Genomic DNA, 20,708 nt, shown 5'->3' on the forward strand with positions numbered 1-20,708 from the left:
CTGCTCACTCCTGTCGCTGAGACACCGAGACTGTTAAGTTACACTGAACACCCAATTGAAAGCGACCCTCCGTGATCCGACACATCGTTCTCTTCCGCCTCGCCGCCGACGACATTGCCCAGCGCGACCGTGACGCAGCCGAGCTCGGCGCCCGCCTCGAAGCGCTGGTGGGGGTGGTACCGGGCGTCGACGATCTCCAGGTACGGCCTGACCTCGGCGAAGTCGACGGCCACTGGGACGTCGCGCTCGTCTCACACCACCAGAACCGGGCGGCGCTGGCGAGCTACGCCAGCGACGCCCGACACCGGGCCGTCATCGCCTGGGTCGACGGAGTCGCCTCCGCCCGGGCCGTCGTCGACTACGAGATCGGCTGACCGTCGGGTTCGCTCGGGCCGCCCACCACGAACCAGATCCCCCGGGTCTCCTCGTCGGTGTGGTTGACATACAGGTGCGGGCGTTGCGAGTCGAAGCACATCGAGTCGCCCGCCTTCAACACCGTCGCCTCGTCCTCGAGCCGTAGCGTCAGTTCACCGCTGATGAGATAGCCGTATTCGATCCCCGGATGACGCATCGAACGCCCGTCTACCGAACTGGACCCGCCGGGCGCATACGTCGTGAGGAGCGGGTCGACCAGGCCCCTGCCATCAACCGCCAAGCGGTCCCAGGTGACTCCGTTCTCCATGGCGATGCGGGGCGTGTCCTCGGCACGGAGCACGGCCCGGACCCCCACACCCGGGCCGGTCACAGATCCGGTCACCGCGTGACCGAGGAGTTCGTCAATGGAAACGCCGAGGTGGCTGACCAACGCGTAGAGCGTGCTCACCGACGGATGGATCTTCCCGGTCTCGACTTGGGACAGGAGACTGGGCGAGATGCCGACGGTCGCGGCGACCGAGCGCAGAGTCCACCCCCGCGCTTCGCGAGCGGCACGCAACCGCGGACCCAACAATCCGTCCATGACCGAGGAGGCTAGCGTCCGAGTGGGTGCGGACCGAGGCGTCAAGGCCCGGTCCGCAGCGGGCGTGCGGCGCCGCCACGGGGGTCGACCAAAGTCTTGACCGCCTTCGGGCACCCCATGCTCATCGGGCGGAGCGCCTCCTCGACGTAGCTATCCAGGGGAACGACCCGAGGGGCCAGCAGGGCCCACCGGCCCGCGCGACGCGCGACGAGTTCGACTGCCCGGGGGAAGTCGACCTCCCGGACCAACGCGTTGGTGCCGATCAGGATCTTCTCTTCCATCGTCACGGTCCCCAGGTCGACCTCGACCGGCGCCTTCTGGATGCCGACGAGCACCACACGGCAGCCGCGCGGCGCGAGAGTGAGCGCGTTGAGCACGCCGCCCCGGGAGCCGCTCACCTCGAACACGACCCGCAGGTCGTCCTGGCCGAGGGCAGCCCGGATCACCTCGGGGTCCTCGGAGGAGCCGCTCACGAGAACGGTGCGCTCGGCGCCGAGTTCGGTGGCCAGCCGGAGCCGCTCGGGATCGATGTCGGCCGCCGTCACGTGCGCGCCGCTCTCCGCGAGGGCGTAAACCAAGAATGTGCCGATCCCGCCGACGCCCAGGACGACGACGGTCTGGCCCTCGACGCCGCCGGCCCGCGAGACGTTGTGCACCGCGATCGACATGGGTTGGCACAGTGCCGCCTCGTCGAGGGAGAGTCCGGTGCCTTCGATCGACAGACAATTCTCGGTTGGGGTGACGACGTATTCGGCCAGGGCCCCGTGGCGGTGCAGGCCGACTCCGGCGTACCACTTGCACTGGTTGGACTGTCCGCGGGTGCACGCGTCGCATCGGCCGCAGGCGACCGAACCACAGGACGCGACACGGGTTCCGAGCCAGTTCTGGTCGACGCCGTCGCCCACGGCCACCACGGTGCCGCTGAACTCGTGGCCGGGGATGATCGGGCCCTGGTGGCCGGTCGCGGGGTGGGGTGCGTCGAACCAGTGCTGTTGCGGTCCGTGGGCCCACTCGCCCACGTCCGAGCCGCAGACACCGGCGGTTCCGACCTCGAGCAGGAGTTCCCCTGCGCCCGGTCGCGGGGCAGGGACTTGTTCGAAGCGGATGTCTTCCCGTCCGTGGTAGACGGCGGCCCGCATCATCTCGGGGAGGGTCATGTCAGCTCCTCAGGCTGGAGGGTGTGGCCCGCGTCGCGGGCGGCGTTCAATACGAGCGTCGCGAAGTCGAGCCCTTCTCCGAGGCCGGAGCCGACCAGACGCGAGAATGCGACCTCGGTCTCGGACAGGACGGGCATCGGCACCTCGGCCTGGCGGGCGAGTTCGAGCGCGAGTCGGATGTCCTTGCGTTGTCCTTGGGCCGTGAAGGTGGTGGGGAACTCGAGCTCCACCATGTTGGCGGTCTTGTAGCGGCTGAACGGTGACCCGATTGCGCTCTCGTTCACGAAGCCCATCAGCGCTGCTCGGGAGACGCCGACCTTGTCGGCGAGGACGGCGATCTCGGCGATGGTCTGCATGGTGACCGCCAGCAGGGCGTTGGTGCACAGCTTCACCACGTTGGCCTCGGCGCGTGACCCGACCCGATGGACGAGGCGGCCGATACGCAGGCACAGTTCCTCGGCGGTGTCGAGGGCGGCTGGGTCGCCGGAGACGGCGAAGATGGCGTTCCCGGACTCGACGACGCCGGGGTTGCCGCTGATGGGCGCCGAGACGTAGGCGACACCGGCGGCTGCGGCGGCGGCGGCGGCGGTCTCGGCTGCCACGGGGGACACCGTGGACCCGTCGATCCAGACGCGTACCGATCGCTGGGCAGGCGGTCCGGAGAATAGGCCGGTGGCCGGGTCGTGGAGGGCGGCGAGGGCACCGTCGTCGAGCACCATGGAGAACACGACGTCGCTGCTCGCGGCGTCGGCGACGGAGTGCAGTTGGGTGGCGCCGAGTTCGACGAGAGGGGCGCACTTGGCTGCCGTCCGGTTCCAGACGGACAGGGGTGTGTCGGCTGCGAGGAGGCGACCGGCCATCACGACGCCCATGCGCCCGAGGCCGACCCAGGCGACCGTGGTCTCGCTCATGCGTGCTCCTCGCTCGGGAGTTCGTAGCCGGCTGCGTCCAGGGTCGCGGCGCCGCTGTAGCCCCAGATCGTCACCACCGGTTCGGTGGTCGATGCGTTCTCCAGACCGTGGAACACGTTGGCCGGCACGAAGACCACATCGCCCGCCTTGAGTCGGACCGAGTCGGGACCGACGTGCTTGACGGCGGTCCCGGAGACGACGTACTCCCATTCTTCGGCGTGCGGGTGGCGGTGGATGTCGTGCTTCGAGCCGGGCTGGAGCACGGTTCGGCCGACCACGGTCTGCCGTGCGCCGACGGAGTCTGCGGTGATCAGCCACCGCACCTCCATGTCGATCCAACCGTCTTCGGCGAGGAGGTTGCCGTCGGGAGCGACCGCGTCGGACGACACGCGGTACCGCTCGGCGGTCGTGGGCTGGGTTTGGTCACTGGTCATTTCGGTGTCTCCCGGTCTTCTTTCCGTTGGGTCGGCCCGTCTTCCTTCGACAGCCGACCCTTGCTAGTGTTCAGTCATACTAAACACTCGGGCTCGCGCCCACCAGTCTCGACAGGAGCCCGATCGACATGTCGCACCAGAAGATCGCCGTCCTCGGCACCGGCGCCAACGGCGCCGCGGTCGGGGCGGATCTGAGTCGGGCGGGCCTCGACGTGACCCTGATCGACCAGTGGCCGGCCAACGTCGAGAGGATGCGGACCGAAGGCGTCCGCCAGGAGACCCCCGACGGCGCAGACGTCACCACGGTCCGCGCCCTGCACCTTTGTGACGTGGCCACGCTGCGGGACCGTTTCGACGTCGTCTTCGTGGTGGTCAACGCCTACGACACGCGCTGGGCATGCGAACTCATCAAGCCGTACCTGGCGCCCGACGCCCTCGTCGTGGGGTTGCAGAACGGCATGACCGTAGATGTGATGGCCGAAGTCGTCGGCCCCGAGCGGACGCTCGGTAGCGTCATCGAGATCGCCGCCGCAATGTTCGAACCCGGGGTCGTCGACCGGCACACCCCCGTCTCGGGTACCTGGTTCGCCCTGGGAGGTATCGACCCGGCGACCGTCGGGCGGGCACAGGAAGTGGCCGGGCTGTTGGGCAACGCCGGGACGGTGGCGGTCGTCGACGACATCCGCTCCGCGAAGTGGATGAAGCTGGTGGTCAACTCCGCCGAGCTCGTTACATCCGCATGCCTCGACCTGCCGCTGCTCCAGGCCGCCCAGGTCCCCGGCATGCACGACTTCATGATCAGGGCGGGCAAAGAGGCGGTGCGGACCTCGGTCGACCTGGGTCACCGCATCGTCCCTATCTTCGGCCTGGAGGAGGTGGACCCCGACCAGCCGGAGCTCTTCGTCGAACGGATGCTGGACGCCGTGTACACGCACTGGTCGCTCCCGCACACCCTCACCACGGTCCTTCAGGACTGGCGCAAGGGACGTCACAGCGAGGTCGACGAGCTCAACGGCTACGTCGTCCAGCAGCGTGCCATCCTGGGGGGCAGCGCCCCGGCGAACGCCCGTACGGTGGAGGTCGCGCACCGCATCGAGAACGGCGAGTTGCGACCCGGGGTCGAGAACGCTGAGCTGCTCCTCGCGCCGCTGTGACGCGGATGGGCCGCGGCCGCTGGCGCCGCGGCCCTCAGTCGTGGCTCGCGAAGTACTCACGGAGCCAGGCGTCCTGCAGCTCCGGGACGCCTTCTGGGCCGTTCGGTCCGATCCGGAAACCGGCGGCCGAGAGCACGTGGTCGCGCGACGTCTCTGCACGCGCCCTGAGGTCGGGCAGGTCGACGCCGAGCACGGCACCGTCCCACTTGCGCAGTGTGCCGCCGACGAAAACCGCGCGGATGTCCGAGCGGTCGACGCCCTGCACGACTGTTCCGACCGGGTTGCCGCCGGGGAGGCTGTTGATCCCTTGAGCGGAGATCACCAGCAGGTCGGCTTCCTTCCCGACTGCGATGGATCCGACCCGGTCCGCGAGGCCGACCGCTCGGGCACCTGACATCGTGGCCATCTCTAGGACATCGGCGTTGGTCAGCATCTCGGGCTGGCGCTCGCCTGCGGTGCGGCTCATCACCGCGAGCATCCGCTGAGTCAGTAGAGTCGCGCGCATCTGCGTGAACGCGTCCCCCGCCAGCGAGATCTCGACGTCGACGGACAGGCCGGGCTTGTGACCGGTGTCCAGGGCGCGCTGGACGGGGGGCACGCCGCCGGCGAGGCTGAGCTGCTCGTCAGAGGTGGTCGCGAGCACGATCTGAACGCCGGCACGCTCGATCTCGACCCACGCGGACTCGCTCAGCGACGTCGCATGGATCAGGGTCACGTCGGGTCCGAGGAAGCCCTGACGGCCGAGGCGGGTCAGTTCCTCGGCGGAGCCGGGACCCATGACGCCGTCCATGGTGATCCCCAGCCCGAGGGACCGGGCGATGCCCATCAGTTCTTCGACGGGGCGGACCCGCCGCATGTCGATCGCCATCCGTAGCGTCACCAGGGGCTGGGCGTCGGCGAGGTCACGCAGGCGCCCGAGGTCATCGGGCCAGTGCTCCTCCCATTCGTAGGCATTGGGAGGCGCAGATGCGTGTACGGCGCGGATCCCCGTGTCGCGGTAGGCGTCGAACACGGCGTCTGCGTGTGCCTTGGAGCGGGTGTTGTGGCTCAGGTCGAGGACGGTGGTGAATCCGGCATCGAGCGCCCCGGTCAGAGCGACGCGGTTGCCGATGTACATGTCCTCGGGTCGATAGTGGCGCGCGACTCCGTCATGGGTAATCGCGAGGTACTCGGCGAGGTCGGCGTCGACCGCCAGCCGACGCAAGGAGCCCTGCCAGCAGTGGCGGTGTCCGTCGACGAAGCCGGGCGTCACGATGCAGTCGGTCGCGTCGACGGTCACCGCATCTGCGGGTAGGTCTCCGATGCGTTCGGCCACCGCGGCGATTCGACCGTTCCGCACCAGGACGTCACCGCCGTCGATGCGACCGAGCCCGGGGTCGAGTGTGAGGACCGTGGCGCCGCGCAGCACGAAAGGGGCGCCTTCGTCGGGGGAGGCGAGCCGGATGATGTCGGCCGGGTCCCCGATGGTGGGACCGGTCACCACTGCACCGCCACGTACTTGGACTCGAGGTAGTCGAGCATGCCGTCGTGGCCACCCTCGCGCCCGATGCCGCTCTGCTTGGTGCCACCGAACGGGGCTGCGGGGTCACTCACCAGACCGCGGTTGAGTCCGACCATCCCGGAGTCGAGCCGTTCACTGAGCCGGAGCCCGCGCGCCAGGTCACCGGTGAAGGCGTAGGAGACGAGGCCGTATTCGGTGTCGTTGGCCATCCGCACAGCCTCGTCCTCGTCGCGGAAGGTGACCAGCGGTGCGACGGGGCCGAAGATCTCCTCACGGAGGATCGGTGCGTCGGTCGGCACGTCGACCAGGACGGTCGGCTCGTAGAAGAAGCCGGGACGGTCGGGCCGGTTGCCGCCCAGGGCCAGCCGGGCACCGGCTTTGACTGCGCCGGTGACGAGGTCGTGGATCTTCTCGACCGCGTCGAGGTTGACCATGGGGCCGACCTGCGTTGCCTGGTCGATGCCGGGTCCGACACGTAGCGCCGCCATACGTTCGACGAGCAGTCGACCGAACTCCTCGGCGACCGAGTCCTCGACGAAGAACCGGTTGGCTGCCGTGCAGGCTTCTCCGCCGTTGCGCATCTTGGCGATCATGGCGGCGTCGACGGCGGCGTCGAGGTCTGCGTCGGCGAAGACCAGGAACGGTGCGTTGCCTCCGAGCTCCATCGAGCAGTTGACGACCTGGTCGGCAGCCTCCTTCAGCAGAATCCGTCCGACTTCGGTGCTGCCGGTGAAGGACAGCTTGCGGACTCGGGGGTCGTGCAGCATCGCTGAGACGACGGCTCCGGACCTCCGTGCCGGTAGGACGTTGACCACGCCGCCCGGCACTCCCGCGTCCTGCAGGATCGCGGCCATCGCGAGCGCGGTGAGGGGGGTGTCGCTGGCGGGCTTGAGCACGACCGTGCAGCCGGCCGCGAGAGCCGGTCCGATCTTGCGGGTCGCCATTGCGGCGGGAAAGTTCCACGGCGTGACCAGGACGCAGATGCCGACGGGCTGTTCGAGGACGAGGATCTTGTTGGCACCCGAGGGCGCGGTGACGATCGATCCGTGGGCCCGTACTGCTTCCTCGGCGTACCAGCGGAAGAATTCCGCAGCGTAGGCGACCTCGCCGCGCGCATCGGGGAGCGCCTTGCCGTTTTCGAGGGTGACCAGCCTCGCGAGGTCCTCTGCGTGGAGGGTCATCAGCTCGAACGCCCGGCGCAGTACTTCTGACCGTTCACGTGGCGAGGTGGCAGCCCAGGATTCGGCGGCGGCTTCTGCAGCGTCGACGGCGGCGATTGCGTCGGCGGGGGTCCCGTCGGCCACGGTGGCAAGGACCGCTCCGTTGGAGGGGTCGAGGACATCGAACCGTCCGTTGTCCTGGGCTGCCACCCACTTGCCCCCCAGGTACAGGTCGGTGGGGACGTCGGAGGGGTCGGCGAACATGGAGGTGCCTTTCGGGTACAGGTCAGTAGGGGTTGGCGACGAACAGGTCTTGGGCCGGGAACAGAGTGAGGACACGGGGGCCGTCGGCGGTGACGACGACCTCTTCTTCGATCCGGGCGGCGGAGAAGCCGTCGTCTGCGGGGCAGTAGGTCTCGAGCGCGAACACCATGCCCTCTTGCAGCTCGATCGGTTCGACCATGCTGTTGAGGCGGGAGATGATCGGGCGTTCGTGGAGGCCGAGGCCCAGGCCGTGACCAAATTGGAGCCCGAACGCGGCCATCTCGTTCTCGAATCCGAAGTCGGTTGCGGCGGGCCAGACGGCGGCGACCTGGTCGGTGCCGATGCCGGGCTTGATCAGCTCGATGGCGGCGTCCATCCACTCTCGTGCCCGTGTGTAGGCGTCGCGCTGGCTGGGTGTTGCGCTGCCGACGTTGAAGGTGCGGTAGTAGCAGGTCCGGTAGCCGTTGAAGGAGTGGATGATGTCGAAGAACGCCTGGTCTCCGGGACGGATGATCCGGTCGGAGAAGTTGTGTGGGTGGGGGTTGCACCGCTCTCCGGAGACGGCGTTGACTGCTTCGACTTGGTCGGAGCCCATCTCGTAGAGCCGCCGGTTGGCGAGCGCGACGATCTCGTTCTCGCGGATGCCTGGCTTGAGGACGTCCACGATGTCCTGGTAGACGCCGTCGACCATCGCGGCGGCCTGGTTGAGGAGGATGATCTCGTCGGAGGACTTTATGACGCGGGCGTCCAGCATCCGCTGTTGAGCGTCGACGACGCGTAGGCCCTGGCGTTCCATTTCGAACAGGAAGGCCGGCTCGACGATGTCGACGCCGACGGGGTCACCGGCGACACCGGCGTCGGCGAGCAGGCCCTTGATTTCCCGGACCGCCGACTCCATCAGGCCGGCCGAGGGCGCGATCGCGCCGCGCAGTCCGAGCATGCCTGCGCGTGAGTTCTCCTCTCGCAGCCACGGTGCGTAGAGGCGGTGGTGGCGAGCTGCCGATCCGAAGTCCCACAGGACCGGTTCGCCGTTGCGGGCGAGCAGGGCGTAGCGGGTCATCTTGTCCCCCAGCGCTCCGCCGATCCAGGTCTGGGTGGTGTATCGGATGTTGTAGAAGTCGAACAGCAGGAAGGCGCCGCACTCGCTGGCTTCGAGGGCTGCGCGGGCACGGTCGAGCCGGTAGGATCGCAATCGGTTGAAGTCGACGCGGCTCTCGTAGTCGACCGCCATGTGCCCCGGGGCCGCCAGCGGCGACGCTCCCGAGGGCCAGTTCGGCCCACTCACCGGACGTCCTCTGCCTGCGAATCTGTCACCGAAGCCACCTATCTGCAATCGTTTGTGACGATAACCTAAGGGCCTCGTCCGGCGCCGTCAAGTGGTCCGTCACGAGCGCGCCACGTCGGCGGCCACGGGCGGCGACGTGCCATTGCGGCCCCATTCCCGGGGTGGCGAGTGTTCCCGCCGCCGCCGGTAGACGCCCCGGGGCGCGCGGAGACGTGTGGAGTGGGGCGGTCCGAGGGTGTCAACTGTCGGCCCTCGCCGGCCTTGCAGAGCCCCGGTCGCGCGCAGGTCAGTTCGGGCGGCGCTCCAAGTCCCAGGCCTTGCCGTTGGGGTACGAGACCAGTTCGAACTGCATGCCCCATGGGCTCAGGAAGTAGATCCACCGGTTGCCGGCTGCAGGACCACGGCTCGCGGTCGGACCGGCGAGGACCCGGACGCCCTGCGCGACCAGGTGATCGATCGCCGCATCGAGATCGTCCACGTACAGGGCGACGTGGTGGCCGCCATAGTCACTGTTGCGCGGCAGCTCCGTCCGCTGGTCCGGTGCGCGATACCGAAAGACCTCGAAGACAGCCTGGTCGCCGAGGCGGTACCAGCGGTTCTCGACCATTTCGGCTCGGGGATGGACGGCCAGGTGTTCGGTCATCCAGTCTCCGTCGTCGTCTCGGAACGGCCCCAAGGAGTACAAGAAGTCGCACCCGAGGACGTCGACGAAGAATTCGTGGGCCTCATCCAGATCAGGGACCGTAAAGCCGACGTGATCGAAGCGGCGGAGCCCGGGAAGGGGCATCGGGTCAGTCCTTTCGGATCCGATGGGTGCTCCGCGCAGCAAACCAGATGGGCCCATGCGGTGTAAATCGCCGACGGTCGGCCAGACATCGGATCCATCGGTCACGTCCCGCTGTCCTGCAACACGTCGCCGAACCTGCGCCCACTACTTCCTCGGCGACCCGCTCAGGCCCGAAAGAGCACGCCATCAGGGCACAGGCCGGGTCGCGCGACGGGCAGCGCCAGGACGGCGCGCGCCAGGACCGACGGACGCCAGACCAACGGACGCCAGACCAACGGACGCCAGACCGACGGACGCCAGACCGACAGGGACTCCGGCTCCCGGCGGACAGCGACCGCAGACGCGAGGCTGGCGATGCGTACGGTGGACGATAGTGAGCACCTTCGACGACGGTCGTGGCGCGGGCGAGAAGACTCGGTCGATCCTCCGTGCCTCACGACAGGGCGCCCGATTCTGCTGCCGTCAATCAGCCGCGTCGTAGATAGATCCGCAGCCGACGCACGGTGTCCTCCGCGGCTACCTTCGCAACCTCCGCGTCCGCGCCGGCGCGCAGGAGCAGTCGAAATACGCCATGCCCGTGCGGACAGTAGAGCGGAAGGACCTCCCAACGGCCGAGCGAACGCCCGGCGGCCATGCCCAGGACCTTCGGATCCCTGCTGACCAGAGCCAGCTCCGCGACGGCGACGTCGTCGGCGACGTCTCGTTCGACCAGGTGCCGGGCCACCTTCTCGAGCTTCGTGATGGCCGGATCGCGCCGACTTGTCATGGCCGCCTCGTCGGGTTCAGGTTTCAGGGACTTTGGCCGGGGCGGCCGCGCGACTCAGCCCAGGCATTCAGGCGGACAGTGCTGCCGGCTCGACAGGTGCTGGGTGCTGATCGAGTGGAGTCCGAGGTCGCTCAGGCGTCGCGCACGGCATGGGGGCCGCGCCCAGCCTGGACCCGTGGAGCGCGGCCACCACGGGCCTGCACGCGGGCGGGCGCCTCCCCCGCGGGCGCCCGCCCCGCATCGCGCATCACACCTCGACGACATTCGCGGTCAGGGCCGTCACCCGCAGACGCTCGATGTCCATGAGCGCCCCACCGCGGGAGGGGTAGCCCCCGTTTCGCGCCATGATCTGACCGTCCCAATCGCGCAACAGCCAGTAGTGCTCACCGTCGAGTGCGTACACCTCGAACAGTCCCGCGATCTTCAGCACGACGGGCTGACTGCCCCGACCGGCGCGGTCACCCGGGATCCGCGACGAACCGGCAACTCGGCGACCACGGCGAGCACGGCGAGCAAGTCACCCTCGCGCTCGAGCCAGATTCGCGTGGCGCCGAGTTGCCGCAGCGCGGCTTCGAGTCCGCCGAGGATCCTTTCGAGAATGGCGAGGTCCAGTTTCGGCGACACGGTAGCCACATGGATCACGTTCACAAATCAGTTCCCGTCGGGATTTCATTCGGACTTCGTCGGTGGCCCCTGACCCACCGGGTCTGCACTCATAACCGGTGGGCCAGGGTGCTTGCCAGCCTCCCGGAACGGAGGGATAGGAAGACCGGCTCACTCTGTCGGGGCTCCCGGAGACAGGGAGAACCGCGTCAGCCGACCGAACGTTAGAGAACCCGCGACACTGTCCTCGCGGTGACCGACGAGTAAGAGATCCACGTCATACCGGCACGAGCCGTCCGCATCATCGTGATCTCAAGAGCATTCCGGGGGCGGCGGAAAGCATTTCGACTGGGCATCGACGACGGCAAGACGGCGACGAGGGCAGGCGAGATGGTGATCGTCCGACGCGACTTGGTCGTCTGGTACGCCGAGGTGGTGATCGCGCATCGTGTGCTTGGGCTTCAACAGCTTGGCGAGCCACCCGGGGACATCGGTTGCATCGTCATCTCCGTTGCGCTTCCACGCCTTGTTGATTCGGATCGTGCGACGCTCAAGGTCGACATCGGAGACCCAGAGAGCTCCGAGTTCGCCGAACCGCATGCCCGTACCTACGGCGACGGTCAGTAGGTCGGCGTACGGTCCGGCCAACTTGACCGCACGCTGCAGCTCTCGTTCAGTGAGGAACCGCAACTCCGGTCTTGACTGCTTCACCCTGGACATCCGTGGCGCTGTCCCGACAGCAGGATTGGCAGACAGCCAGCCGCGCTTGACAGCGTATCCGAAGACTCCGTAGATCAGGCCGTGATAGTTCGCCTTCGTCTTGAGTGACCGGTCCCAGTCGATCAACCAATCCTTGAGGTCTGCCTCGGTGATCGCGGCCACCGGCTTCGTGAAGATCAGCGATCCTCGGATCCTGGTCTCTTCAAGCACGCGCAGGTGGCCCAAATAGCGCTTGCGCTGGCCGGGCGAGAGGTCAACGATCTGCCGGACGTACTCCTCGCCGATATCAACGAACCGTGGCGGCTCAGTTAGCGGGTCCGCCTCGCCGTCCGGCCGGACGAAGCCCTCGCCCTTTACCCAGCCGGACGGCCACCGCTGGCCAGCAGCGTCGACCATCTTCTTGAAGCCGTCGGCGCGGCGTCGCTTCTCTATGTAAGCCATGTCCAAACCTCTCCGAGTAGAGGCTGGTGCACCCTTCGTGCGCCCTTGGGCGTTCAGGCTAACCCCGGGAAATGAGTAAAGCCCCAGGTCATCCCCGGGGCTACTCACGTGCGCGAGGGGGGAGTTGAACCCCCACGTCCTTTCGGACACACGGACCTGAACCGTGCGCGTCTGCCTATTCCGCCACTCGCGCGAGAAGCGGGCTCAGGGTATCCCAGCGCGGTGAGCGGGCCCAAACCGGAGGACGCGGCTCAAAGTGGTGTCCACGGTCGGCATATGTGTCGTACGCACCAGTAGCCTGCCGACCGGCACCCGGAGCAGGCCCCGCGCACCCCGAGCCAGACAGCACCCAGCCCAGGGCCCGGCCCACGACCACGACCGCCCACGCCGTCGGCGGACCCGGCTCCGCGAGCCTGGCCCCGATACGATCCGAGGGGTCGATGTGACTGCGGTGAAAGTTGCGGTGGAAGGAGGTGGCGTAGGTGGGAGCGTTGCAGAAGTTCGAGCAACGGCTCGAGCGCGCCATCTCGGGTGCGTTCGCCAAGGCGTTCCGCAGCGCCGTGCAGCCGGTAGAGATCGCGGCGGCGCTGCAGCGCGAGGTCGACAACAACAGCCAGATCCTCAGCCGGGACCGACGGTTGGCGCCCAACGACTTCCATGTGGAGCTGAGCGGGGCCGACATGGCCCGGCTGGCGCCGTACGACTCCGCCATGGAGCGCGAGCTGTCCGACCAGCTCCACGATCACGCCACCAAGCAGGCCTACGTCTTCCCCGGCCCGGTGACCATCGTGTTCGAGGAGGCCGACGACCTGTCCACGGGCCGGTTCCGGGTCACTAGCAAGGCGATGGCCAGCGTGCGCGGCAGCGCCCGACGGACCCGGATCCGTGAGACCCGCGCCTACCTCGACATCAACGGCACCAGCCACCCGCTGACCCCGCCCGGCCTGACCGTGGGAAGGGGCTTGGACTCCGACGTGCGGATCAACGACCCGGGGATCAGCCGACAACACGTGGAGTTCAACGTCTCCATGGGTCGGACCGAGGACGGCAGCCCACTGTCGATCAGTGTCCGTGACCTCGGCTCGACCAACGGCATGCTCGTCGACGGTCACCGTGCGACCGCGGTGCGCCTGCGCAACGGGTCCCGGGTGCGCATCGGCAGCACCGACATGATCCTCCGAGTCGTCGAGGACGACCGGATCGAGGAGAGCCCCGGAGAGGACAGCGATGTCTGAGCTGACCCTCTTCTTGATCCGACTGGCCTACCTGGCGATCTTGTGGATCTTCGTGCTCTCGGCGATCTCGGTGATCCGCTCCGACATGTTCGGCGCGCGGGTGCCCGAGTCCGCCCGAGCGGCGGCCGCACCCGGGCGGCGAGGCGTCGCCAAGCCGAGCCGACGACGCAAGGCGGCCACCCACGTCCTCGTCGTGGAGGGCGCCAACCAGGGTGCCCGAGCCGAGCTCGCCGACGCTCCCCTGCTGATCGGCCGCGGCCCCGACGCCGCGATCCGGCTCGACGACGACTACGCCTCCACCCGGCACGCCCGCATCGCCGCGACCGACGACCAGTGGTTCGTCGAGGATCTCGGCTCCACCAACGGCACCTACGTCGGCAGCACCCGCATCACCCAGCCGACCACGCTCACCCTCGGCACGCAGGTCCGGATCGGCAAGACGATCCTCGAACTGCGGAAGTAGCCCATGACCCAGCCGCCCACCGCAGCATCGCCGACACCCACACCTACCGAGGGCGCCGACGCCGGTCTGCGCCTGCAGTATTCCGCGATCTCCGACGTGGGCCGGGTGCGCAAGGACAACCAGGACTCGGGGTACGCCGGTCCGTGGCTGCTCACCGTCTGTGACGGAGTAGGTGGGGCGGCCCGCGGCGACATCGCCTCCAGCACAGCGGTCCAGCAGCTGCGCCGTCTCGACGAGCAGCCGCCCGACGAGGACCTGCTCGCCCTCGTGGCCGGGTCACTCCACCGCGCGCACGACCGAATCAGCGAGCTGGTCGAGCACGACCCCAGCCTGTCGGGCACCAGCACCACCGCGACCGTCGCGCTCTTCGACGGACACCGGATCGGCATCGGCCACCTCGGTGACAGCCGCGGATACCTCCTCCGCGAGGGTGCGCTGCGCCAGCTCACCAGTGACCACACCTTCGTGCAGACGCTGATCGACGAGGGTCGGATCACCGAGGAGGATGCCCGGACCCATCCGCACCGCAACCTCATCCTCAAGGCCCTGGACGGCGTGCACGAGACCGACCCGGACCTGTTCTACGTCGACCTGGCGGCAGGCGACCGGCTGCTGCTGTGCAGCGATGGCGCCAGTGGTGTGCTCGACGACCAGCGACTGACCGACATCTTGAGCACCGGCAGCCCCGACTTCGCCGCGATCGAGCTGGTCCGCGCGGCGCTCGAGGCGGGCAGCTCGGACAACGTCACCTGCCTGGTCGCCGACGTCGTCCCGGCCGAGACACCGCTGGACGAGGACCTCCAGCCGCTCCTGGTGGGAGCTGCTGCCGAGCTTCCCCGCAAGCTGTTGCGCGGCTCCCGCAGCATCACCCCGAAGCCCGGCGCCCTGTTCCGCGGCCACCGCGCCGGGGACACCGGAGAGCTCGAGCCGGTGACCGACTTCCCAGAAGCGGCCGGCGGCTTTGCGATCGAGACGGACCCGATCGATCCCGAGCAGGCCCGCTACGCCCCCGTGCAGCGGCCCCGCCATGTCTGGCTGCGCCGGGGCCTGGCGACGCTGACTCTGGTCGGGCTGCTCGGCACCGGCGTCGGCATCGCCCAGTGGTGGATCCAGCAGCAGTACTACGTCGGTCAGCAAGACGGCGTCGTGACGATCTTCCGCGGCGTCAACGCCGACGTGCTCGGCCGTCAGCTCTCCACGCCCTACGAGTCGACGAACCTGACCGTCAGCCAACTGAGCAGCATCGACGCCAAGAGCGTGACCGAAGGTCTCGACTCGGGCACCCTCGACGAGGCTCGGCAGACCGTCACCAACCTCTACGACCAGTCCAGCGCAGCGGGTGGGCAGTGAGCGCGACGAGCCAGACCTCGGCACTGATGGGCTTCGTGCACCGTCGTCGACGCGGCGCGGAGCTGCTCCTGCTGCTGCTCGCGCTGGCCGTCGGCATCGGCGCTTACGCTGCGGTCGGCATCGGTGTGCAGGGCGAGATCCCGGCCGACATCATGGGCTACGGCGGCTGGCTGGTGGCGTTGCTGGTGATCGCCCACGTCACCGTGCGCCTCACGGCGCCGTACGCCGACCCGGTGCTGCTCCCGATCGTCGCCGCCCTCAACGGCCTCGGCCTCGCCGTGATCCATCGCCTCGACCTGGCCGCTGGGCTGACCAACGACAACGGCAGCTTCGCCCGTCAGCAGCTGACCTGGATGACGGTCGGGGTGATTCTCTTCGTGGCCACCCTGGTCATCATTCGCGACCATCGCGTGCTGCAGCGGTTCACCTACACCGCCGGCCTGGCCGCGATCGTGCTGCTGTTGACGCCGATGCTCCCGATCATCGGCAAGGAGCTCAACGGCGCCCGGATCTGGATTCACCTGGGCCCGTTCAGCTTCCAGCCCGGCGAGGTCGCCAAGGTCCTGCTGGTGGTCGCCTTCGCCGGCTATCTCGTGGTGCATCGCGACGCGCTCGCGCTGGCCGGGCGACGACTGCTCTTCATCGACCTGCCCCGCGGCCGCGACCTCGGGCCGATCCTCGGCATGTGGCTGATCTCGCTGGGGATCCTGGTCTTCCAGCACGACCTCGGCTCGTCGTTGCTGTTCTTCGGCCTCTTCCTGGTCATGCTCTACGTCGCCACCGAGCGGCCCGGCTGGCTGGTCGTCGGCGCCGCTCTGTTCAGCGTGGGCGCGCTGGCGGCGTACCGTTTCGTGCCCACCGCGCACCGCCGGGTGGAGATCTGGCTGCATCCGTGGGCCCACTACGGCGACGGAACCGACGATCGGGCGCGGCAGAGCGTGGAGGCGCTGTTCGGGATGGCCTGGGGCGGCCTGATCGGGCGTGGGTTCGGCAACGGCCAGCCCTGGCGGGTCTCCTTCGCCGAGTCCGACTTCATCATGGCCGCCATCGGCGAGGAGCTCGGCCTGACGGCGGTGATAGCGCTGATCCTCTGCTACGGCCTCATCGTGGAGCGCGGCCTGCGCACCGCGGTGATCTGTCGCGACGAGTTCGGCAAGCTGGTCGCCACCGGTCTCGCGGTGGTCTTCGCGCTTCAGGTCTTCGTCGTCGTCGGGGGCGTCACCCGCCTGATCCCGTTGACCGGGCTGACCACGCCGTTCCTCTCCTACGGTGGCTCCTCACTAGTCGCCAACTGGGTGATCGTGGCGCTGCTGCTGCGCATCTCCGACCATGCCCGCCGCCCGCCGCCGACGCTCGCCCCCGAGGACGCCGACCTCGACGACAGCGAGGCGACCCAGGTGGTGAAGCTGTGAACAAGCCGATCCGCACCATGTCGCTGTTCTGCATGGCCCTGTTCTTGGCGCTGATGGTCAACGCCACCTATGTGCAGTACGTCCGCGCCAACAGCCTCGACGAGAACCCGCAGAACCGTCGCGTCATCGACGCCGCCTTCTCCCGCGACCGGGGTGCCATCATGGTCGGCCGCGACGCGGTTGCCGAGAGTGTCCGCTCCGGCGACCGGTTCGACTACCAGCGCCGCTACGCCAAGCCCTTCGTCTATGCGCCGGTCACCGGGTTCTTCTCCTACTACTCCCAGACCGGCCTCGAGCAGACCCAGAACCAGGTGCTGTCGGGCGACGATCCCCGCTTGTTCGTGACCCGGCTGGTCGACCTGATCAGCAACACCTCACCCAAGGGTGGCCGGGTCCAGACGACCATCGACCCGAAGGTCCAGCAGGCGGCGTACGACGCCCTCAGCGGCATCCCGGGCATCCAAGGCTCCGTCGTAGCGCTCGAGCCGAGCACCGGGAAGGTGCTGGCCATGGTTTCCCTGCCGACCTTCGACCCCAACAAGTTGGCCAGTCACGATCTCTCCGCAGCGCAGAGCACCTACGACCGGCTGCTCGCCGATCCCGGCCAGCCTCTGTTGAACCGCGCCATCCAGACCCGGCTGCCACCGGGGTCGACCTTCAAGATCGTGACGGCTTCGGCGGCGCTGGAGGACGGCCTCTACGACGACGCCGATTCGATGGTGCCGGGGGGCCCGGTCTATCAACTTCCGCAGAGCACGAAGAAGATCGACAACGGTGGTCGCGACTGCGGCACCGACAAGATCACCATGACCCAGGCCATCGCCAACTCCTGCAACACCAGCTTCTTGGCCATCGCCGACGAGCTGGGTCACGAGAAGCTCCAGGAGCAGGCGGAGAAGTTCGGCTTCAACCGTGACTACTTCGACGACCTACGTCCCACCGCGCAGTCGGTCTATCCGAAGAAGGCCGACGAGCCGCAGACCGCGATGACCGGCATCGGCCAGTTCGACGTCCAGGCCACGCCTCTGCAGATGGCGATGGTGGCGGCCGGGATCGCCAACGACGGCGTGGTGATGCGGCCCTACCTGGTCGACCAGGTGCTCTCGCCCGACCTCGACGTGATCGACCGCACCGACCCCAGTGAGTTGGACCGCGCCGTCTCCGAGAGCACTGCCAAGCAGGTCAACTCGATGATGGTCAGCACGGTGACCTCCGGCACCGCCTCGCCGGCGGCGATCCCCGGTGTCGAGGTGGCCGGCAAGACCGGCACCGCGGAGAACTGCTCGGACTGCAAGAACTACGCCTGGTTCATCTCCTTCGCGCCGGCCAACGACCCCCAGGTCGCGGTCGCGGTGATGATCCAGGGGACCAACGTGCCGAACGAGGACATCGCCGGTGGGCAGCTGGGCGGCCCGGTCGCCAAAGCGGTGATGGAGGCAGTGATCAAGTGACGACGACAGAGCCGGGGGACCGAGGATGAGCAACGCAGAGCCGACCGTGGTCGGTGGCCGCTATCAACTCGGGGAACTGCTCGGCCGAGGTGGCATGGCCGAGGTTCGCAAGGGCGTCGACCTGCGACTGGGCCGGGCGGTGGCGGTCAAGCGGCTGCGCACCGACCTCGCCACCGACGCCACCTTCCAGGCCCGGTTCCGCCGCGAGGCCCAGTCGTCGGCAGCGCTCAACCACCCGTCGATCGTGGCCGTCTACGACACCGGCGAGGAGTTGGCCACCGACGGCAGCGATGTCGCCCAGCCCTACATCGTGATGGAGTACGTCGAAGGCCGCACCCTGCGCGACATCCTCCGAGAGGGTCGCAAGATCCTCCCCGAGCGCGCGCTGGAGATCACCAGCAGCGTCTTGGCGGCCCTGGACTACAGCCACCGCGCGGGCATCATCCACCGCGACATCAAGCCCGGCAACGTGATGCTCACCCCGACCGGCGACGTCAAGGTGATGGACTTCGGCATCGCCCGCGCCGTCTCGGACTCGGCTTCGACGATGACTCAGACCGCGGCCGTGGTAGGCACCGCGCAGTACCTCTCCCCCGAGCAGGCCCGTGGGGAGACCGTCGACTCCCGCTCCGACGTCTACTCCGCCGGCTGCCTGCTCTACGAGCTGCTCACTGGCCGGCCGCCGTTCGTCGGCGACTCCCCGGTGGCGGTTGCCTATCAGCACGTCCGAGAGCCTGCCCAGCCGCCGTCGGACCACGACACCGAGCTGCCCCCCGAGATCGACGCCATCGTGATGAAGGCGCTGGCCAAGCGGGTCGAGGATCGCTACCAGAGCGCCGCCGCCATGCGCAACGACATCGAGCGCTACCTGGCCGGACGGCCCGTGCAGGCACCCGCCGTCCCGATCGCGCCGACCTCGATGATCGGGGAGTACGACGACGCGGCGCGCGCGACCGCCGTGACCGAGCTCGAGGAGCCGGAGGAGGAGCCGCGCAAGCGCCGCATCGGCTGGTGGATCGCCGGACTGGTGTTGGTCGCCGCGCTGGCTGCCGCGGCGGCGTTCGCGCTGCCCAAGTTCCTCGGTGGGGAGGAGGAGCCTACCGAGGTGCGCGTGCCGGACCTCACCGGCCAGACCGAGGCCCAGGCCAGGAAGGCGATCACCGACGCCGACCTCAAGGTCGGCACGGTCACTCCCGAAACCAGCGACACCGTCAAGAAGGGTCTGGTGCTCGACCAGGACCCGAAGGCCGACGACTACGTCGAGCCCGGCACCACCATCGACTTCACCGTCTCTGCGGGGAAGCCCACCGTCACCATGCCCTCGGTGACCGGGATGACCAGACAGGCTGCCGCCAGAATGCTGCGGAGCGCGCCGTACAACTTCGAGGTCATCCAGCAAGAGAAGGACTCCGACGAGCCGGCCGGGCAGGTCATCGAGACCGACCCGGCACCCGGCAAGTCCGTGGCCGAGGGGACGACCGTGACGATCTACTACAGCGACGGCCCGGCGCTGGTGCCCAACGTGGTGGGGCGGCAGGAGAAGGTCGCCGAGCAGTTGTTGCATGCAGCCGGCTTCACCAACGTCAAGGTGATCTACGACAGCAGCGAGACCGACGAGCCGACCGGGACCGTCTTGGAGCAGACCCCGGCCGCGGACTCCCCGCTGGCTGCCGACGGCCAGATCGTGCTGATCGTGACCTCCTACGTCGAGCCGAGCGAGTCCCCGTCCCCACCCACCGAGTCCCCGAGCGGGTCACCGTCGCAGTCAGCGTCAGACGAGCCCTGACCTCGACCGGTCACCAGCGCACACTCGGTGCCGAGGTGCCGAGGCTCAGGAAGCGGCCACCTGCGCATAGTGCAGGTCGCGCAGGCCGGTATAGGCCGGCAAGGTGACCGACGGCAGCGCCGTCAGCTCCCAGCCGACGGCGATGTCGGGCTGGCGAGAGTCCTCGATGTAGGTCTGCACGTAGGAGTCGGCATCGATGGCCTGCGCCAGGGCGGCTAGGTCACCCACCGCGACGATGACGTAGGGCTGGCCGTAGGGCACTCCGTCGAGCTGGACGGCGTTGCCCTCGCACTTGATGCCGGTCGTGCTGATGACCCGCTGGCCCTGGATGGTGATGCCGGTGGCACCGCCATTCCACAACGCATTGACGACCGCCTGGATGTCTTGTTGATGCACGATCATCCGGTCCACCTTCTGGGTGGAGGAGTTGATCACGTCAGCGGGCGCATCGGACAAGGTGATCTGCAGCGCCGGACCGGTGACCTCGGTGAACCCGGCGGCGTGCCGCTGCCGTTCGGCCTTCTGCTGGAGCCGCCGGACCGCCTGGTTCTGCACTCCGTCGGCGAGCCGGTCGACCTCGGTCTGCAGCGCGGCCGCCTCGCGCTTGAGGTCACTGACCTGGCGGCTCTCGTTGGAAACCAGGGACGCGAGGTCGGTGTATCTGCCTTCCCGCAGGTCGGTGCCTTCACTGTTGTGCGCACTCGCCACGAACAGCACACCGGTGAGCACGAACACCAACGGAGCCGCCAAACGCCAGCTGATCCACCCGTGCCGGGCGCGATGCTCCGCGGTCGGTCCAGCCGGAATATGACGTCCCGGCTCGGCTCCGCTGCTCACGCCGACTAAGGTAGCCCGCGACCCACGAGTCCT

Annotated in this window: 21 protein-coding genes and 1 tRNA gene; 8 read left to right on the top strand and 14 right to left on the bottom strand. The window is 68.4% G+C overall.

Annotation, left to right across the window (positions count from 1 at the left end):
• Positions 1 to 71: 71 nt before the first annotated feature.
• Positions 72 to 374, top strand: a complete 303-nt coding sequence (locus QM714_RS13310; RefSeq protein WP_415101345.1) for a Dabb family protein — start codon at positions 72 to 74, stop codon at positions 372 to 374.
• Here the strand turns inward: QM714_RS13310 and QM714_RS13315 are convergent.
• From QM714_RS13315 to QM714_RS13330, 4 genes are read right to left on the bottom strand one after another with little or no spacing between them, the layout of a single operon-like run.
• Positions 359 to 958, bottom strand: a complete 600-nt coding sequence (locus QM714_RS13315) for a helix-turn-helix domain-containing protein (protein WP_415101347.1) — start codon at positions 956 to 958, stop codon at positions 359 to 361. The two genes, QM714_RS13310 and QM714_RS13315, sit on opposite strands and share 16 nt — an antisense overlap.
• A gap of 41 nt (positions 959 to 999) precedes the next feature.
• Complete coding sequence (locus QM714_RS13320) at positions 1,000 to 2,115, bottom strand: zinc-dependent alcohol dehydrogenase (protein ID WP_415101349.1); 1,116 nt, start codon at positions 2,113 to 2,115, stop codon at positions 1,000 to 1,002.
• Positions 2,112 to 3,026, bottom strand: a complete 915-nt coding sequence (locus QM714_RS13325) for an NAD(P)-dependent oxidoreductase (protein WP_415101351.1) — start codon at positions 3,024 to 3,026, stop codon at positions 2,112 to 2,114. Before QM714_RS13325 ends, QM714_RS13320 begins: the two co-directional genes overlap by 4 nt.
• On the bottom strand, positions 3,023 to 3,460 hold the full coding sequence (locus tag QM714_RS13330) for a cupin domain-containing protein (RefSeq protein ID WP_415101353.1): 438 nt from the start codon (positions 3,458 to 3,460) through the stop codon (positions 3,023 to 3,025). The genes QM714_RS13325 and QM714_RS13330 overlap by 4 nt, the downstream gene beginning before the upstream one ends.
• Before the next feature lie 128 nt (positions 3,461 to 3,588).
• Between QM714_RS13330 and QM714_RS13335 the strand changes: the two genes are divergently transcribed.
• Positions 3,589 to 4,614 carry a ketopantoate reductase family protein gene (locus QM714_RS13335; RefSeq protein ID WP_415101355.1) on the top strand — a complete coding sequence of 342 codons (1,026 nt, stop codon included), beginning with the start codon at positions 3,589 to 3,591 and terminating at the stop codon, positions 4,612 to 4,614.
• A gap of 34 nt (positions 4,615 to 4,648) precedes the next feature.
• On the opposite strand, the gene QM714_RS13340 is transcribed toward QM714_RS13335, so the two are convergent.
• The 9 genes from QM714_RS13340 to QM714_RS13380 all read right to left on the bottom strand — a co-directional run bounded on the left by QM714_RS13340 (position 4,649) and on the right by QM714_RS13380 (position 12,334).
• On the bottom strand, positions 4,649 to 6,094 hold the full coding sequence (locus QM714_RS13340) for an amidohydrolase family protein (RefSeq protein WP_415101357.1): 1,446 nt from the start codon (positions 6,092 to 6,094) through the stop codon (positions 4,649 to 4,651).
• The gene (locus QM714_RS13345) at positions 6,091 to 7,539 is read right to left on the bottom strand and encodes an NAD-dependent succinate-semialdehyde dehydrogenase (protein WP_415101359.1); all 1,449 of its coding nucleotides are present in this window, start codon (positions 7,537 to 7,539) and stop codon (positions 6,091 to 6,093) included. The genes QM714_RS13340 and QM714_RS13345 overlap by 4 nt, the downstream gene beginning before the upstream one ends.
• Positions 7,540 to 7,561: 22 nt before the next feature.
• On the bottom strand, positions 7,562 to 8,824 hold the full coding sequence (locus tag QM714_RS13350; RefSeq protein ID WP_415101361.1) for a M24 family metallopeptidase: 1,263 nt from the start codon (positions 8,822 to 8,824) through the stop codon (positions 7,562 to 7,564).
• Positions 8,825 to 9,110: 286 nt separating this feature from the next.
• Complete coding sequence (locus QM714_RS13355) at positions 9,111 to 9,611, bottom strand: VOC family protein (protein ID WP_415101363.1); 501 nt, start codon at positions 9,609 to 9,611, stop codon at positions 9,111 to 9,113.
• Between the two features lie 466 nt (positions 9,612 to 10,077).
• A complete protein-coding gene (locus tag QM714_RS13360) occupies positions 10,078 to 10,377 on the bottom strand; it encodes a hypothetical protein (RefSeq protein WP_415101365.1) in 300 nt (99 codons plus the stop codon).
• 247 nt (positions 10,378 to 10,624) lie between these two features.
• A complete protein-coding gene (locus QM714_RS13365) occupies positions 10,625 to 10,807 on the bottom strand; it encodes a YegP family protein (protein ID WP_415101367.1) in 183 nt (60 codons plus the stop codon).
• Positions 10,801 to 11,010, bottom strand: a complete 210-nt coding sequence (locus QM714_RS13370) for a hypothetical protein (protein ID WP_415101369.1) — start codon at positions 11,008 to 11,010, stop codon at positions 10,801 to 10,803. Before QM714_RS13370 ends, QM714_RS13365 begins: the two co-directional genes overlap by 7 nt.
• A gap of 282 nt (positions 11,011 to 11,292) precedes the next feature.
• A complete protein-coding gene (locus QM714_RS13375) occupies positions 11,293 to 12,249 on the bottom strand; it encodes a tyrosine-type recombinase/integrase (protein WP_415101371.1) in 957 nt (318 codons plus the stop codon).
• 1 nt (position 12,250) lies between these two features.
• A tRNA-Leu gene (locus QM714_RS13380) sits at positions 12,251 to 12,334 on the bottom strand.
• Between the two features lie 289 nt (positions 12,335 to 12,623).
• Between QM714_RS13380 and QM714_RS13385 the strand changes: the two genes are divergently transcribed.
• From QM714_RS13385 to pknB, 6 genes are read left to right on the top strand one after another with little or no spacing between them, the layout of a single operon-like run.
• Positions 12,624 to 13,376 carry an FhaA domain-containing protein gene (locus tag QM714_RS13385; protein WP_415101373.1) on the top strand — a complete coding sequence of 251 codons (753 nt, stop codon included), beginning with the start codon at positions 12,624 to 12,626 and terminating at the stop codon, positions 13,374 to 13,376.
• Positions 13,369 to 13,839, top strand: a complete 471-nt coding sequence (locus tag QM714_RS13390; RefSeq protein ID WP_415101375.1) for an FHA domain-containing protein — start codon at positions 13,369 to 13,371, stop codon at positions 13,837 to 13,839. Before QM714_RS13385 ends, QM714_RS13390 begins: the two co-directional genes overlap by 8 nt.
• Before the next feature lie 3 nt (positions 13,840 to 13,842).
• Complete coding sequence (locus QM714_RS13395) at positions 13,843 to 15,189, top strand: PP2C family protein-serine/threonine phosphatase (RefSeq protein ID WP_415101377.1); 1,347 nt, start codon at positions 13,843 to 13,845, stop codon at positions 15,187 to 15,189.
• Positions 15,190 to 15,215: 26 nt separating this feature from the next.
• Complete coding sequence (locus tag QM714_RS13400; protein ID WP_415103026.1) at positions 15,216 to 16,601, top strand: FtsW/RodA/SpoVE family cell cycle protein; 1,386 nt, start codon at positions 15,216 to 15,218, stop codon at positions 16,599 to 16,601.
• On the top strand, positions 16,598 to 18,052 hold the full coding sequence (locus tag QM714_RS13405; protein ID WP_415101379.1) for a peptidoglycan D,D-transpeptidase FtsI family protein: 1,455 nt from the start codon (positions 16,598 to 16,600) through the stop codon (positions 18,050 to 18,052). Before QM714_RS13400 ends, QM714_RS13405 begins: the two co-directional genes overlap by 4 nt.
• A 25-nt stretch (positions 18,053 to 18,077) precedes the next feature.
• The gene (gene pknB, locus QM714_RS13410) at positions 18,078 to 19,838 is read left to right on the top strand and encodes a Stk1 family PASTA domain-containing Ser/Thr kinase (RefSeq protein ID WP_415101381.1); all 1,761 of its coding nucleotides are present in this window, start codon (positions 18,078 to 18,080) and stop codon (positions 19,836 to 19,838) included.
• Between the two features lie 45 nt (positions 19,839 to 19,883).
• On the opposite strand, the gene QM714_RS13415 is transcribed toward pknB, so the two are convergent.
• A complete protein-coding gene (locus QM714_RS13415; protein ID WP_415101383.1) occupies positions 19,884 to 20,675 on the bottom strand; it encodes a DUF881 domain-containing protein in 792 nt (263 codons plus the stop codon).
• Positions 20,676 to 20,708: the final 33 nt, after the last annotated feature.

This window comes from Nocardioides sp. (genome assembly GCF_047602075.1).
In the GTDB taxonomy this organism is placed as follows: Bacteria; Actinomycetota; Actinomycetes; order Propionibacteriales; family Nocardioidaceae; genus Nocardioides.

Coding starts and splice junctions, on each gene's coding strand:
- QM714_RS13400 (WP_415103026.1), top strand. CDS start 15,216: ATGGGCTTCGTGCACCGTCGTCGACGCGGCGCGGAGCTGCTCCTGCTG.
- QM714_RS13320 (WP_415101349.1), bottom strand. CDS start 2,115: ATGACCCTCCCCGAGATGATGCGGGCCGCCGTCTACCACGGACGGGAA.
- QM714_RS13355 (WP_415101363.1), bottom strand. CDS start 9,611: ATGCCCCTTCCCGGGCTCCGCCGCTTCGATCACGTCGGCTTTACGGTC.
- QM714_RS13325 (WP_415101351.1), bottom strand. CDS start 3,026: ATGAGCGAGACCACGGTCGCCTGGGTCGGCCTCGGGCGCATGGGCGTC.
- QM714_RS13395 (WP_415101377.1), top strand. CDS start 13,843: ATGACCCAGCCGCCCACCGCAGCATCGCCGACACCCACACCTACCGAG.
- QM714_RS13335 (WP_415101355.1), top strand. CDS start 3,589: ATGTCGCACCAGAAGATCGCCGTCCTCGGCACCGGCGCCAACGGCGCC.
- QM714_RS13345 (WP_415101359.1), bottom strand. CDS start 7,539: ATGTTCGCCGACCCCTCCGACGTCCCCACCGACCTGTACCTGGGGGGC.
- QM714_RS13360 (WP_415101365.1), bottom strand. CDS start 10,377: ATGACAAGTCGGCGCGATCCGGCCATCACGAAGCTCGAGAAGGTGGCC.
- QM714_RS13390 (WP_415101375.1), top strand. CDS start 13,369: ATGTCTGAGCTGACCCTCTTCTTGATCCGACTGGCCTACCTGGCGATC.
- pknB (WP_415101381.1), top strand. CDS start 18,078: ATGAGCAACGCAGAGCCGACCGTGGTCGGTGGCCGCTATCAACTCGGG.
- QM714_RS13330 (WP_415101353.1), bottom strand. CDS start 3,460: ATGACCAGTGACCAAACCCAGCCCACGACCGCCGAGCGGTACCGCGTG.
- QM714_RS13315 (WP_415101347.1), bottom strand. CDS start 958: ATGGACGGATTGTTGGGTCCGCGGTTGCGTGCCGCTCGCGAAGCGCGG.